13 protein-coding genes are annotated in these 14,363 nt (G+C 73.5%); 8 read left to right on the forward strand and 5 right to left on the reverse strand.

All coding sequences use genetic code 11. From position 1 onward, the window contains the following. Positions 1-27 precede the first annotated feature (27 nt). From AB0I21_RS14880 to AB0I21_RS14895, 4 genes are read left to right on the forward strand one after another with little or no spacing between them, the layout of a single operon-like run. Positions 28-372: a hypothetical protein gene (locus AB0I21_RS14880; RefSeq protein WP_360561379.1), complete on the forward strand. Its 345-nt coding sequence runs from the start codon at positions 28-30 to the stop codon at positions 370-372. After that, positions 365-1,375: a hypothetical protein gene (locus AB0I21_RS14885; protein ID WP_360561381.1), complete on the forward strand. Its 1,011-nt coding sequence runs from the start codon at positions 365-367 to the stop codon at positions 1,373-1,375. Before AB0I21_RS14880 ends, AB0I21_RS14885 begins: the two co-directional genes overlap by 8 nt. A 27-nt stretch (positions 1,376-1,402) precedes the next feature. After that, the gene (locus AB0I21_RS14890) at positions 1,403-1,819 is read left to right on the forward strand and encodes a MarR family transcriptional regulator (protein ID WP_360561382.1); all 417 of its coding nucleotides are present in this window, start codon (positions 1,403-1,405) and stop codon (positions 1,817-1,819) included. Between the two features lie 8 nt (positions 1,820-1,827). Continuing rightward, positions 1,828-2,277 (forward strand): hypothetical protein, encoded by a 450-nt coding sequence (locus AB0I21_RS14895; protein WP_360561384.1) that lies wholly within the window; start codon positions 1,828-1,830, stop codon positions 2,275-2,277. Positions 2,278-2,304: 27 nt separating this feature from the next. Here the strand turns inward: AB0I21_RS14895 and AB0I21_RS14900 are convergent, their stop codons facing one another. Further along, positions 2,305-3,744: an MFS transporter gene (locus AB0I21_RS14900; RefSeq protein WP_360561386.1), complete on the reverse strand. Its 1,440-nt coding sequence runs from the start codon at positions 3,742-3,744 to the stop codon at positions 2,305-2,307. A gap of 85 nt (positions 3,745-3,829) precedes the next feature. Between AB0I21_RS14900 and AB0I21_RS14905 the strand changes: the two genes are divergently transcribed. Further along, positions 3,830-4,777 carry an Lrp/AsnC family transcriptional regulator gene (locus AB0I21_RS14905; RefSeq protein ID WP_360561388.1) on the forward strand — a complete coding sequence of 316 codons (948 nt, stop codon included), beginning with the start codon at positions 3,830-3,832 and terminating at the stop codon, positions 4,775-4,777. Here the strand turns inward: AB0I21_RS14905 and AB0I21_RS14910 are convergent. The 4 genes from AB0I21_RS14910 to AB0I21_RS14925 form a co-directional block, all read right to left on the reverse strand. Further along, positions 4,774-7,152 carry an Hsp70 family protein gene (locus AB0I21_RS14910; protein WP_360561390.1) on the reverse strand — a complete coding sequence of 793 codons (2,379 nt, stop codon included), beginning with the start codon at positions 7,150-7,152 and terminating at the stop codon, positions 4,774-4,776. The genes AB0I21_RS14905 and AB0I21_RS14910 overlap by 4 nt on opposite strands. Further along, positions 7,149-8,261: a glycosyl hydrolase gene (locus AB0I21_RS14915; protein ID WP_360561392.1), complete on the reverse strand. Its 1,113-nt coding sequence runs from the start codon at positions 8,259-8,261 to the stop codon at positions 7,149-7,151. Before AB0I21_RS14915 ends, AB0I21_RS14910 begins: the two co-directional genes overlap by 4 nt. Beyond that, positions 8,258-10,165, reverse strand: a complete 1,908-nt coding sequence (locus AB0I21_RS14920; protein WP_360561394.1) for a glycosyltransferase family 2 protein — start codon at positions 10,163-10,165, stop codon at positions 8,258-8,260. The genes AB0I21_RS14915 and AB0I21_RS14920 overlap by 4 nt, the downstream gene beginning before the upstream one ends. 217 nt (positions 10,166-10,382) lie before the next feature. Then, on the reverse strand, positions 10,383-11,621 hold the full coding sequence (locus tag AB0I21_RS14925; protein ID WP_360561396.1) for an MFS transporter: 1,239 nt from the start codon (positions 11,619-11,621) through the stop codon (positions 10,383-10,385). A gap of 34 nt (positions 11,622-11,655) precedes the next feature. Here AB0I21_RS14925 and AB0I21_RS14930 point away from each other — a divergent pair, with 34 nt between their 5' ends. The 3 genes from AB0I21_RS14930 to AB0I21_RS14940 all read left to right on the forward strand — a co-directional run bounded on the left by AB0I21_RS14930 (position 11,656) and on the right by AB0I21_RS14940 (position 14,362). Further along, complete coding sequence (locus tag AB0I21_RS14930; RefSeq protein ID WP_360561397.1) at positions 11,656-12,423, forward strand: alpha/beta hydrolase family protein; 768 nt, start codon at positions 11,656-11,658, stop codon at positions 12,421-12,423. Positions 12,424-12,598: 175 nt separating this feature from the next. Beyond that, positions 12,599-13,582 carry an amino acid ABC transporter permease gene (locus AB0I21_RS14935; protein WP_360561399.1) on the forward strand — a complete coding sequence of 328 codons (984 nt, stop codon included), beginning with the start codon at positions 12,599-12,601 and terminating at the stop codon, positions 13,580-13,582. Then, the gene (locus AB0I21_RS14940; RefSeq protein ID WP_360561400.1) at positions 13,583-14,362 is read left to right on the forward strand and encodes an amino acid ABC transporter ATP-binding protein; all 780 of its coding nucleotides are present in this window, start codon (positions 13,583-13,585) and stop codon (positions 14,360-14,362) included. The last annotated feature ends 1 nt before the right edge of the window (position 14,363 follow it).

Consider the following 14,363-nt stretch of genomic DNA (forward strand, 5'->3'; position numbering starts at 1 on the left):
TCATCGCCGGGGCCGAGCATGGCCGGCATGGCTGTGCTGCGGGGACTGCTCCTGCTGCAGGGCGCGCTGGGGCTGACCGGCACCCTGGGCATGCTGACGCTGATGGGGTTCAACCCGGTGTACGCCGTCGCGCCGGTCGCGCACGCCGCGCTGCTCATGACCCTCGGCGCGCTGCTGGAGCGCCGCCGCTGGGCGCTCGTCGCGACGCTCGTCGCGGAGGTCCTGGCGGTGGCCGGCTGGGAGGGGCAGCTGCTGCTCGGACTCCTGCCGCAGCTGGACTTCACCGTCAACCTCACCGGCCTGCTCACCACCCTCGCCCTGCCGCTGACGGTGCTGGTGCTGTGCGCGCGGCGGGTGACGGCCCGTGCGTGACTTCTGGCTCGGCATCGCCCCCTCGCACCGCGTCGCACTGCTGCTGCTGGTCGCGTCGCCGCTGCTGCTCGTCCAGCTTCCCGCCTGGCGCCGGGCCGGCTCCGAGGTCCGCTGGTGCTCCGGCCTGCTCGCCACCCTCGCCGTCGTCCACATCGGACTGCCGTGGCCGCTCGGCTCGGTGCTGTCCGCCGGGCTCTTCGGGTGGCTCGCCGTGCGCTGTCTCGCCGGCCGCTCGTGGCGGGTCCAGGCGGGGTTCCTCGTGCCGGCGCAGCTGCTCCTGTTCGTCGCGGCGTCGGGTGTACGGGCGGTCGCCCCCGACCAGGTCGCTCTGACGGTGGCGTGCCTGGAGCTCGCGCTGCTCGCCGTCTCCTGCCGGCGCTTCCTGGCGCGGGTGGGCACGGTCGCGCTGGTGCTGGTGTTCGGCACCGCGATGTGGGCCGTGTCCCTCGCCGCCCACGACCACGACGGCCCCGACCGCATCCAGGCCGGCACGGTGCGGCGCCCGGCCGGCCCGCCGCCGAGCGCCGTGGAGCGGGCCGCCGCCCGGGACCTCGCCGCGCGGGTCCGCGCGTCGACCACCCGCTACGCCGACCTGGCCGCCGCCGAGGCTGACGGATACCACGCGACCGGCCCGCGCACCGGGACGCAGGTGCACTTCGAGCACAAGGGCCACCAGCACGACGGCCGGGTCCTCGACCCCGCCGCGCCGGAGCAGCTCGTCTACGCCGTCCGCCCGGACCGCGCGATCCTGCTCGGCGTGGTGTTCCAGGTCCCCGTCGCCGGCGCGGCCGGGCCCTCGATCGGCGGCGCCCGCTGGCACGCGCACGACGTGTGCGTGGGGCTGCTCCCGCCGGGCTTCGGCGTGGTGTCGCCGTTCGGCTCGTGCCCCGGCCTCACCTTCGCCACGACCCTGCCTGAGATGATCCACGTGTGGACCGTGGACCCGCCGGGCGGCCCGTACGCCGACCACCTCGACGACGCCTGGGTCGACGCGTTGCCCTGATACTACGGATCCGTATAATCCGAAACCGTGATACTTGAGCTGCAGCGTGCCACCCACGCGACCCTGCAGGTGCTGTCGGCCCGCCTGGCCGACCTGGACCTGACCCCGTCGGAGCTCAACGCCCTGGGCAACCTCGGTCTCACCGCCTCCGGGGACCGGCCCGCGGCGGGCGCCGGCCGCACCGTCTCGGAACTGGGCGCCGCCACCGGCACCCGCCCCACCACGCTCACCGGTGTCCTGGACCGCCTGGAGCGGCGAGGCCTCATCACCCGCGCCGCGCACCCCGGCGACCGCCGGGCCGTCCTCGTCACCCTCACGGCCGAGGGCGCCGCCACCGCGGCCGTCATCACCCGGGCCATCGCCGACCTGGAGCGCGAGGCCCTGGCGGACCTGCCCGCCGGGACCGTCGAGGCCGCCCTCACCGTCCTGCGGGCCCTGACATGAGCCCTGACATGAGCCCTGCCCAGGAGCCGTCACAGGTGCCGTCACAGGTGCCGCGGACGGACGCCGCAGGGCCGTTCGAGGCGCTGTTCGCCGAGGTCGTCGGGGCCGCCGGCCGGTTCGGGCACCGGGAGCACGTCCACGTCACCTGGCTCGCGATCCGGCGCCACGGCACCGCGGCGGCCGTCGAGCTGATCAGCGACGGAATCCGTCGCACCGCCAGGTATGCCGGCGTGCCGCAGAAGTACCACGCCACCGTCAGCCGCGCCTGGGTCGAGCTGGTCGCCTGCCACGACGAGCCCGGCGAGCACGACTTCGACGCGTTCCTGGCCAGATTCCCCGACCTGCTCGACAAGCGCCTCCTGACCCGCTTCTACCGCTCCGCCACCCTGGCGTCGGAGGCCGCCAGGACCGGCTGGGTCGAGCCCGACCTGCGCCCGATCCCCGCCGGCGCGCACTGACCCCGCCCGGCCACCCGCTTCGCCGGGTCAGTGACCGCCGGACGTGGCCGCGGTCGTGACCCCGGACGTGGTCGGCGTGACCGGCCGGCCGGCCGGCGGCGCGGCGGCGGAGTGGCGGACCAGGAGCAGGACCAGCACGCCCGCGAGCAGGGCCAGGCCGCCCGCGACGAGCAGGGTCTGGTTGAGCGCGTCCGCCACCCCGGCGCGGGGGTCCTGGTGGGCGGCGAGCCGGTGGGTGAACACGGCGCCGAAGACGGCCACGCCGAGGGCGAACCCGAGCTGGCGGAACGTGTTCACCGCGCCGCTGGCCATGCCGCTGCGTTCGGGCGGGGCGGCGGAGAGGGCGGCCGAGGACAGGACCGGCAGCACGGCCGCGACGCCGACGCCCGCCACCACGAGGCCCGGGATGAGCGCCGTCGCGGGGCTCGAGGCGGTGAGGCGCGCCTGCAGCAGGTCGCCGGCGGCGATGAGCAGCAGGCCGATGCCGACCGTCCAGCGCGGCGCGATCCGCTGCAGCAGCCGGCCGCCCAGCGCGGCGACCACGAACGACGCGATGCTCATCGGCAGGGCGCCCAGCAGGCCCGCGTCGACCGGGCCCTTGTGGAGGAACTCCTGCAGCCACACGGTCACGAACGGCAGGTACGCGAACGCCGCCGCCTGCACCAGGACCGCCGCCACCATCAGCGTGCCGAACGAGGCGCTGCGGAACAGCCGCAGGTCCAGCATCGGCTGCTCGGTCGCGCGCTCGATCAGTACAAAGGCCACCAGCGCCGCCGCCGAGATCCCGAACGCGGCCGACGTCGACGGCGCGGTCCACCCCGCCTCGCCGCCGCGGATGAGCGCGAACGTCACCGCCGCGGCGCTGACCGTGAACGCGATGGTGCCGGGCAGGTCGAAGCGGGTGCCGGGGCGGCCCTTCGACTCGGTGACGCCGCGGACGGTGAACCACACGGCGAGCAGGCTGACGGGCAGGTTGACCAGGAAGATCCAGCGCCAGCCGAGGTGCTCGGTGAGCAGGCCGCCGACGATCGGCCCGGCCGCCGCGGCGGCGCCGTTGACCGCGCCCCAGACGCCGAAGGCGACGCCGCGGTCCTTGCCGCTGTACGTGACGCTGAGCAGCGCCACCGTGGTCGCGAACATCGCGGCACCGCCGGCGCCCTGCAGGAACCGCGCGGCGATGAGCAGCCCGGCGCTGTTCGCGACCGCGCACAGCAGCGACGCGGCGGCGAAGACGACCGTGCCCGCCAGGTACACCCGGCGCCGGCCGTGCCGGTCCGCGAGGGCGCCCGCACCGAGGAGCAGGGCCGCGAGGGCGAGCGCGTAGCCGTCGAGGACCCACTGCAGCCCGTCGAGCGAGGCGTGCAGGTCGCCGGCGACGGCCGGCAGCGCCACGGTCACGATCGTGACGTCGACCAGCAGCATGAACGTGCCGATGCACACGGCAAGCAGGGGGGACCATTTTCGCATGCCGACGACTCTGCGGCGGTTTTGGCTCGTGTACGAAGCCACCGTCGCGGATCCGGCGGATTTCGACACCGGCTAGGCTGTGATGGTGGAAATCGACACGCTGGACCGGCAGATCGTGGACGCGTTGCGGGTCGACGGCAGGGCCGGCTTCAGCCGCATCGCCGAGGTGCTCGGCGTCTCCGATCAGACGGTCGCCCGCCGGTTCCGGCGGCTGCGCGCGGAGGCCGGGGTGCGGGTCGTCGGCCTGCCCAACGGGGTCCGGCTCGGCTACGACAAGTGGATGATCCGCGTGCAGAGCACCCCCGGCGGCGCGTCGGCGATCGCGGAGGCCCTCGCCCGCCGGCCCGACACGACGTGGGTGACGATCGCGTCCGGCGGCACCGAGGTGACCTGCATCGTGCAGAACCCCGGCACCGCCGACCGGGAGGCGCTGCTGCTGCAGAAGCTGCCGAGCACCCCGCGGATCGTGTCGGTCCGCGCGCACTGCCTGATCCACGACTTCGCCGGCGGGGCGGTCGACGCCGCCGGACCCACCGCCCTCACCCAGGCGCAGACCGCGGCGGTCCAGCCGCAGCCGCCCGCGGGCGAGGCCGTCCTGCTCGACACCGACCGGCCGCTCGTCGCCGCCCTCGCCCGCGACGGCCGCACCGGCCTGCCCGAGCTCGCCGCCGCCACCGGCTGGTCCGAGTCCACGGTGCGGCGCCGCCTCGACCACCTCCTGCGCACCGGCGCCCTGTTCTTCGACGTGGAGGTCAACCCGGCGCTGTTCGGCTTCAGGGCCCGCATCCTGCTCTGGATGGCCGTGGCACCCGCCCACCTGGAGGCCGCCGGCCGCGCCCTGGCCACCCACCCGGAGGTCGTCTTCGCCGCGGCCACCACCGGCGCCACCAACCTCGTCGCCACCGTCATCTGCCCCGACATGGCCGGCCTGTACGACTACCTCACCCGCCGGATCGGCCCGCTGCCCGGCATCGAGCGCGTCGAGACCGCCCCGGCCCTGCGCCACGTGAAGCAGGTCGGCGCCGTCGTCTAGGTCTCCTGCGCGGTGAAGCGCTCCGCGTCCGTCGAGCCGTGGGAATTCTTGGCGGTGTTGTACCCGCCGACGGCGTAGACGGTGTTGCCGCTGGTGGTGACCGCCATGCCGGCGCGCGGGACGGCGAGCTCCGGCAGCCGCTCCGCGTCGCCGTCCTGCTGGCACCACCACTGGAAGACCTTGGCGCCGTTGTTGCCGCCGAACACGCAGAGCCCGAAGCCTTCGAGGCGCACGGCCGAGGCGCCCTCCCGCGGCTCGGGCAGCTTCGGGTGGTCGTCGGCGAGCTTGCGCTCGACGAGGACGTCGATGTCGTCGGTCGTGCCCCCGGTGCCGTTGCCGCCGATGAACCAGGCGGTGCCGGCGCCGTCGCTGGCCCCGGCCAGCTTCTCCCGCGGCTGGCGCAGCGAGGCGTCCGCCACGGTCCAGTCGTCCCCGGTGGGTTGCTGCACGAAGATCGTGGCCGTGGGCTGCCCGTTGCTGTCCTTGCCGCCGGCGTAGACGATGCCCTTGCCGTCGAAGACCGCGGCACCCGCCTGCCGGGGGACCGGCAGCGCGCCGGCCCCGACCCACTTCCCGGCGGCGGTGTCGAGGCGGTAGATGCTCGAGGTCGCGCCGTCTTTCACCCAGCCGCCGATGATGAACAGCTCGCCCGAGGGCGTCACCACGGCCGCCGTCTGGCTCACCGCCTGCTGCAGCCGCGGCCCCTCCGCCCACGTCTTCGTCGCGGTGTCGAGCACCCAGACCGTGTCGAGCCGGGTGCGCGGTTCGTCCGCGGTGAAGCCACCGATGACGTACAGCTTGCCGCCCAGGACCGCCGCGGCGGCGCCCTCGATGCCGACGGGGGCGCCGTTGACGGCGGTCGGCACCTTCGGCAGGGTCTCCCACGAGCCGAGCGGATCCGGTCTGGTCAGCCACCACGCGGTGCCGCCGGCGGCGAGCAGCAGCACCACGGCGGCCCCGATGAGCGCGAGGCGCCGCCGGCCGGGAGCGGGGACAGGCACCGGCGGCGCGGACACCGGCGCGCCCGAGACGGGAGCGCCGGACATGGGGGAGCCCGAGACCGGCATTCCCGAGACCGGCATTCCCGAGACCGGCATTCCCGAGACCGGCACTCCTGAGACCGGCACGCCCGAGACCGGCACGCCCGACACGGGGGCGTCGGGCGGGGACACCGGCGAGACCGGGGTGCCGTAGACGCCGGTGGTAGCGCCGGTCAGCTGCTGCGCCGGGTGGCCCTGGGTCTGGTAGGTGGTCTGCTGGGGGAGCGTGCGGGCGACGGAGGCGGTGCCGGTGGCCGGGGCGGCGGACAGCTCCGACGGGTGGACGACGGCGCCCTCGGCGACCGGGAGCTCCGGCTGTTCGAGGACGGTCGGCACGACGCCGAGCGAGCGGTGCAGCATCCGGGCGACCAGCGGCACCCGCGACGAGCCGCCGGTGAGCATGATGCCGGCGAGCTGGTTCGGGGCGAGCCGGCACGAGGCGACGACCCGGGCCGTCTCCGCGACGGTCTGGCGCAGCATCGGCTCGACGAGCGCCTCCAGCTCGTCGCGGGTGAGGTGCAGCGCCGCCTCGACGCCGGGCACGGAGACCGGCGCGGCCGCGGTCCGCGACAGCATCTCCTTCGCGCCGCGGACGTCCTCCCAGAAGAGGCGGCGGTCGCGGCGGTCCTGGGCGGTGTGCGGCTGGTGCAGGCGCTGCCACGCCATCGGGTCGGAGCGGCGCAGCAGGCCGCCGACGTGCTCGACCAGGGTCGCGTCGAGGTCGAGGCCGCCGACGTCCTCCAGGCCGCCCGCGCCGATGACGGCGAAGCCTTCGGAGGAGTGGCGGACGACGGCGATGTCGACGGTGCCGCCGCCGAAGTCGTAGACGACCATGGCCGCGCCGAGGGGGAGCGGGTGGTTGAGGGCGCTGATGAAGTAGCGGGCCGCGGCGACCGGCTCCGGCACCAGGCTGACCTGGCGCCAGCCCGCGCGCGCCGCGGCCTCCTGCAGCAGCGAGCGGCGGGTGTGCGCCCACGACGCCGGGTACGTGAGCACGGCCGGCGGCGGGGTGCGGGTGATCTCGGCGACGCCGGCGGCGACGGCCCGCAGCACCGCGGCGAGCATCTCCCGGGTCGGGACCTCCGTGCCGCCGAGCAGGACCGTCGTCTCGTCGATGCGGCGCTTCGGGTTGGGCTCGTAGCGGGCCGGGTCGAGCTGGGCGAGGCGCTGCGCGTCGCGGCCGACCGCGAGCTGCCCGTCGTCCTGGAGGTACACCGCGGACGGCAGGATCGGCGCGCCGTCGAAGAGGACGGGGCGGCGCCGGCCGTCGGGGGAGCGGATCACCGCGACGGTGTTGGAGGTGCCCAGGTCGATGCCGACGACGTGACCCGTCATGAGGTGCCCCCTGAGCGACGAACGACGGACGGCGTCATGTCGGGTGACCAGGACGCGGTGAAGTACGGCTGCGCGATCCCGGCCGCGAACGCCTTCGCCGCCGCCGGGGTCGCCGCGATGCGCCAGTCGGTCTCCTTGACCGCCTCGTACCAGAGGAACCCGATGATCTCCGGGTGCTTCGGCAGCGACCGGAGCAGGTCGGTGATCCACTCCGCCTTGCGCCCGGCGGCGTCGGTGGCGGCGACCTCCGTGACGACGACCGGCCGCTTCGAGATCGCCGTGACCGAGGCGAGCGTCTTGCGGTAGATCTGGTCGAAGGTCTGGTACTGCTCGAGCCCGCCGGTGCCGTAGTAGCCGGACAGGCCGACCCAGTCGACGTAGTCGTCGCCGGGGTACAGCTGCTGCAGCGGCGTCGAGCCGTCGTAGGCGACGTTGGGGCTCCACACCCAGATGACGTTGCCGGCGCCGGCGGCCTCGAAGAGGTCGTGCACGTGCCGCCACGCCGCGACGTAGTCGCCCTTGCGGTTGCCGTTGGCGGACTCGCACCACGGGTACCAGTAGCCGTTCATCTCGTGCGCGAACCGGATCGCCACCCGGTACCCGAGATCCTTCACGCCAAGAGCCCAGGCTCTGATGTAGGAGTCGTAGGCGCCGCCGGTGATGCGGGACAGCCGGTAGTCGGGCTGGTCGCCGCGGGAGGCGTCCTGCTTGGGCTCGGAGCGGAAGTTCCACGGCTCCCACGCGAGCATCGGCAGCATGCCCCGGTTCGCGATCCGGTCGAACGGCTGCCGGTCGAACGTCTTCGCCCCCGCCCAGCCCTGCGCGAACATCATCACCTGCGGCTGCCGGCCGGCGGCGGCGACGAACCCGTCGTACTCGGTGAGGTCGGCCGGGCCGCGCGAGGTGAACACGCCGAAGAACGCCTTCCCCGCCTGCGGGAAGGCGACCGGCCGCCCGGGTGCGGGTGTGAAGGTCGGGCGCGGCTCGCTCCGCTTCGTCTCCCAGCGCACGGCCGGGCCGGACGAGGCGGCGACGGCGGGCGCGACCACGAACGTGTAGCCGCCGACGAGCAGCAGCACGGCGAGCATGACCCGGGGCAGCGTGATCACACCGGCCCCCGGGTGACGGAGAGGCCCGGCACCTGCGGCAGGTCCGACAGCCGGATCGTCGAGGTGGTGGTGAGCGACTCGCGGACCACGGCGGCCTTGCCGCGCACCGTCATGACCAGCGGACCGGTCTGCGTGGTGAGGTCGACCTCCTGCGCGACGAGACGCCGGTTGCGCAGCCGGGTGACCCACGCGATCAGCGGCGGGCAGAGCCCGGCGACGATGCTGAGCCCCGACCAGAACCGCAGCGCGTCGGAGTGGTGGCCGAGCCACCCGCTCACCCCGAGCAGCGCCGCCGACACCCCGGCCCACGCCATGTGCAGCCGGAACGACTTCAGCCCGTCCGCGGACGCGAGCCGCCCCTTCGCGGTCACCGCGTACGCCAGGGGGCGGCGCAGCAGCGCGGCGACGCCGGCCACGACGTACACCGGGACCGCGAACAACGCGAGCAGCATTCCGTGCACGCCCAGCTCGCGACGCTCGTGCTCGGCCAGGTTGAACCGGCGCAGCCACAGCCACAGCAGCGCCCAGCTGCCCATGCTCGCCGACCACAGGACCAGCCACAGCTGCCACTCGACCCGCATCGCGCCGATGCCGAACGCGAGGTACGCGGCGGTCGCGACGGTGCCCGACACCGCGGACAGCGCGACGCTCGGGTAGTACGACTGCACGAGGCCGTAGCAGAGCCGCTGGGTGAGGCTCAGCGGTTTCAGGAAACGCTTGGAGCGCAGCAGGATCTCCCACACGCCGTACGCCCAGCGCTTCTGCTGGTTGAAGTAGTCGGTCCAGGTCGTCGGGCCCTCGCCGACCGCGATCACGTCGGGGGTGTAGACGCCCTTCCAGCGCCGGTCGGTCAGCGGGTTCTTCGCGCCCATCACGACCATCGAGGTGAGATGGTCCTCGATGATGCTGTCCTGGTAGCCGTCGATCAGCGCCCACGCCAGCGGCCGGTAGAGATGGTTGGTGCCGATGAGCAGCGGCGCGCCGAGCCCGTTGCCGCCGCGCTCGATCAGGCCGCTGAAGAGGTACTGCTGCACCGACGCGCCGTGCACGACCCAGCCGCCGTACATGTTGCCGTAGACCTGCGGGGCGACGACGAACGCGACGTCGGGGTCGCGGAAGTAGCCGACGGTGCGCTCCAGGAAGCTCGGCAGCGGCACGTGATCGGGGTCCATCTGCGCGACCACGTCGTAGACGTGCTCATGGGTGAAGCGCCACGCGTTGTGGTTGCCGGCCTTGGTCTTCGCGCGGAACGGCCCGTCGGGCTGGTTGAACTCCGGCTTCCCGCGGCGGCTGAAGTGCTTGACGCCGAGCTTCTTCGCCATCGCCTTCACCCGCGGGTCGTTGCCCTCGTCGAGGATCCAGATGTCGACGTGTCCCGGGTACCGCACCCGCTGCATCGCCTTGAGGGACCGCTCGACGACGTCGATCGGCTCCTTCGCCGGCACGATCGTGGTGAGCATCGCGATGCGCAGCCCGGGCTCCGGCACCATCGGCACCGGGTCGGCGGCCTTCCACGCGAACACCCACACGGCCAGGTTCTGCAGCAGGCGCACCAGCTCCACGAGGAGCACGAAGCAGAACGCGACCCGCGCCACGACCACGGTCCCCGACAGCTCGCCGGTCATCGCGCCCGGGACGTGCCGCGGCAGCGCGAGCCAGCCGATGAAGACGATCGCGGTCAGGAAGTTGAGCGAGATGAGGACGCTGAGCATGAACCGCTGCGCCGGCCGGGCCGTGTTCCTGTACACGACCGGCAGATGGGGGCCGGCGGGGGTGGTGAGCGGACCGGTGAGGGTGTTGCAGGCGGCGTAGGCGCGGTGGGTGTCGGCGTCGCGGAGCCGGCGCGCCAGCGCTCGCTTCTCGGCGGGTGTGGTGCGGACGGTCGCGGCATGCTCGTCCGCCACGCCCCTGCCCCCCTCACCGGTCCCGAAGAAACTGCCCGAACCAGCCCGATCGTAGGGGAGCACAGCCATCCGGCGGTGCTGTCTTTTCGCCGTTTCCGCATTGGTACGCGTGGATTCCAGTGCCGCTGTTTGCGCTGCTGGCGGCGGTGCTCGCGATTCGGAAAGGTGTATTCGCCGGCGGGTTCCCCGGGGTGAATGTAGGAGATCCGACAGCGGGTCACGCGTTCGTATTACCGGACTTTTCGCCCCATGCGGCGGCGTGCTGCTGAGGGTCGCGCTGCTTCGGCACCGGATGCCCGGACGGCGGCGGCCCGGCCGCGGACAGCAGCGGGTCGAGCAGGAGCGCCGCGAGGGCGGTGGCGATGAGGACGGCCGCGGCGAGCGCGACGGCCCGCGGGCCGGCGCCCTCGATGATCAGGCCGCCGACGAACGACCCGGCGGAGATGCCGATGTTGAACGCGGAGCTGCCGCCGGCCGACGCCATGTCGGTGCTGCCGGGGGCGATCTGCAGCGCCCGGTTCTGCACCGCGGCCGCGAACGCCGCGTACGCGCCGCCGGACGTGGCGAGCGCGACGACCACGAGGGTCCGCACGGTGCCGCCGGCGTACAGCACGACCGACGCCGCGCACAGCAGCGACATCGGCACGGCCAGGGCCGGCCACGGGTAGCGGTCGAGGAAGCGGCCGACGGCGAGGGTGCCGGCGACGCCGCCGACGCCGGAGACCAGCAGCAGCGGGCCGAGCGACGACGCGTCGAAGTGCGTCACGTCCAGCAGGAACGGCGTGATGTAGGTCTGCGCGGTCATCGCCCCCGCGACCCCGAGCGACGTGACGAGCAGCAGCAACAGATAGCGCCGCAGGTCGGGGGCCGCGCCGCGGGCCGAGGCGGCGCCGGAGGGCAGCGCGCCGGGCAGCAGCGCCACGACGGCCACGCAGGTCGCCGCGCCGATGACGGCCATCACCCCGAACGCGGCCCGCCAGCCGAGCTGCTGGCCGAGCCACGTGCCCAGCGGCACCCCGAGCACCGGCGCGAGGGACGCCCCGATCGACAGCCGGGCCACGGTGCGCCCCCGCCGCGACGGCGGGAACATGGCGGTCGCCGTCGACGCCACGATCGACCAGAACAGCGCCTGCGTCAGGCCGACGACGAGCCGCGCGCCGAGCAGCATCGCGTACCCCTGCGCGAGCCCGGACACCGCCGTCGCCGCCGCCGACACCCCGAGCGCCGCCCCGAGCAGCAGCCGGCGCGGCAGCCGCCGGGTCAGCACCGCCATCGGCACCGACAGCACCAGCACGACCGCCGCATACCCGGTCAGCAGCAGGCCGGCCTCGGCCCGGGTGCGCCCCAGGTCGTCGGCGATCACCGTGAGCAGCCCTATCGGCATCACCTCGACGGTGACGAACGTGAATGTCGCCACCGACAACGCGGCGAGGGCGGCGTTGGCGCGGCGGTCCACCTGACCACCATAAGTGCTGTTTAGGGTAAGGGGCATGGCCCTTGTGCGGTGTGATTTCTTCTCCGATGTCCTCGGCTTCAGTACATCGATGACGGTCGTGCTGCCGCAGCGCACGTCCGGGCAGGTCGGCATGGGTGGCAGCGGGCGCGACGGCGACGTGCCGACCCTCTACCTGCTGCACGGTCTCAGCGACGACGACACCATCTGGGCCCGGCGGACCTCGATCGAGCGGTACGTGGCGGAGCTCGGCATCGCCGTCGTCATGCCGCAGGTGCAGCGCAGCTTCTACACCGACGAGGTGTGGGGCCGGCCGTACTGGACGTTCGTCGCCGAGGAACTGCCCGCGATCGCCCGGAGCTTCTTCCGGCTGTCCGCCGACCCGGCGGAGAACTTCGTCGCGGGCCTGTCGATGGGCGGCTACGGCGCGTTCAAGCTCGCCCTGCGCCACCCCGACCGGTTCGGCGCCGCGGCCAGCCTCTCCGGGGTCCTGGACCTCGGCGACCGGATGCGGACCATGACCTCCGAGGTGGACCCGCTCATGTGGCGGCGGGTCTTCGGCGACGCCCCGTTCGACGGCGGCGACAACGACCTGTTCGCCCTGCTGGACAAGGTCAGCGACCCGCCGCCGCTGTTCCAGTGGTGCGGCACCGAGGACGCGCTGTACCCCGGCAACGTGCGCTTCCGCGACGCCTGCGCCTCCCGCGGTGTCCCGCTCACGTCGCAGTTCAGCGCCGGCACGCACGAGTGGTCCCACTGGGACGACAAGATCCGCGACGTCCTCGCCTGGCTGCCCCTGTCGTAGCGGCGCTCCGGCGTGCCGCGGACGTGTCCTGCGCCATGTGTAAATACTAGTTTTCCGATAGGGATTGACAACTTATTCGCGTCTCTTTAGGTTGCTGACAAGCCCGATCCGCAACCCGATCCGCCCACGCCCCCTCGTCGTGGGTGGATCCGTCGCACCCTGATGGAGCGCGCGCATGAGCGAGCCCGCAACCCTCGAAGCCGCACCCGCCGGTCCACCGATCGACACGCCGCCCGTCCGGTTCGACCCGCAGGCGGCGCAGCGCAGGGTCACCCCACGGCCGCGCCCCTGGCGCTGGTTCGTCAGCGCCGTCGTGCTGGTGGTGCTCACCCAGGTCGTCGTCGGCGTCTTCACCAACCCCCGCTACGAGTGGCACAAGTTCTGGGCGTACTTCACCCGCGAGTCGATCGTCGACGGCGTCGTGGTCACCCTGAAGGTCGTGGCGCTCAGCGCGCTGGTCGGACTGGTCCTCGGCGTGCTCGTCGCGCTCGGCCGGTTGTCGGCGAACCCACTGGTCAACGGTCTGTCGTGGGCGTACGTATGGTTCTTCCGCGCGCTGCCCCTGCCGCTGCTGCTGATCATCACCTTCAACTTCTCGTACTTCTACCCGCGGCTGGGCGTCGGCGTGCCCTTCGGGCCGGTCTTCGCCGAGGTGCGGACCGCCGGCCTCACGCCGCTCGTGATCGGCGTCATCGCGCTGGGCCTCAACGAGGCGGCGTACGCGGCCGAGGTGATCCGCGGCGGCATCCTGTCGGTCGAGCCCGGGCAGATCGAGGCCGCCAACGCGCTCGGCCTGTCCAAGGCCCGGCAGCTGCGCCGGATCGTGCTGCCCCAGGCGCTGCGCTCGATCGTGCCGGCCTACGGCAACCAGCTCGTCGGCCTGGTGAAGGCCAGCTCGCTGGTCTACTACGTCTCGCTGCTGGACCTGTTCGGCGCGGTGTTCGTGCTGGAGTCGCGGCACCCCGAGTCGCTCGTGCCAATCCTCATCGTCGGAGCCGTCTGGTACCTCGTCATCACCGCCGCCCTGTCGGTCGTGCAGTTCTACGTCGAGCGGTTCTACGCCCGCGGCACCGTCCGGGCGCTGCCGCCGACCCCGCTGCAGCGGCTGCGGCGCTTCACCGTCTCGTCCTACGTCCGCCTGACCCGGAGGGGCTTGTAGATGACCGCGACGCTGGACACGGCCGTGGCGCTGGAGATCCGCAACGTGCACAAGTCGTTCGGCACCCGGGAGGTGCTGCGCGGGATCGACCTGACCGTCCGGCCCGGCGGGGTCGTGGCGGTCCTCGGCCCGTCGGGCTCGGGCAAGTCGACGCTGCTGCGCACCATCAACCACCTCGAGCAGCCCGACCACGGCTACGTCGCGGTGCACGGCGAGCTGATCGGGGTCGAGGCCCGCGGCGCCCGGCTGCACGAGCTGTCCCCGCGCGCCGTGCGGCGGCAACGCACCCGGATCGGCTTCGTGGCGCAGAGCTTCAACCTGTTCCCCAACCTCACCGCGCGGGACAACGTCGCCGAGCCGCTCATCGCGCACAAGCGGCTGGCCCGGCCCGCCGCGTACGAGCGGGCCACGGAGCTGCTGACCAGGGTCGGCCTCGGCGACCGCGGCGACGCGTACCCGCGGCGGCTGTCCGGCGGGCAGCAGCAGCGCGTCGCGATCGCCCGGGCCCTGGCCCTCGAACCGAGCCTGCTGCTCTTCGACGAGCCGACCTCCGCGCTCGACCCCGAGCTGGTCGGCGAGGTGCTCTCGGTCATCCGGCAGCTCGCCGACAGCGGCACCACGCTGGTCATCGTCACCCACGAGATCGGGTTCGCCCGCGAGGTCGCCGGCACCGTGGTGTTCATCGACGACGGCGTGATCGTCGAGCAGGGGCCGCCGGCCCAGGTGCTCACCGCGCCGCAGCAGCCCCGCACCCGCGAGTTCCTCGCCAAAGTCCTCTGAA

It is taken from the genome of Dactylosporangium sp. NPDC050588 (genome assembly GCF_040654975.1).
GTDB lineage: Bacteria > Actinomycetota > Actinomycetes > Mycobacteriales > Micromonosporaceae > Dactylosporangium > Dactylosporangium maewongense.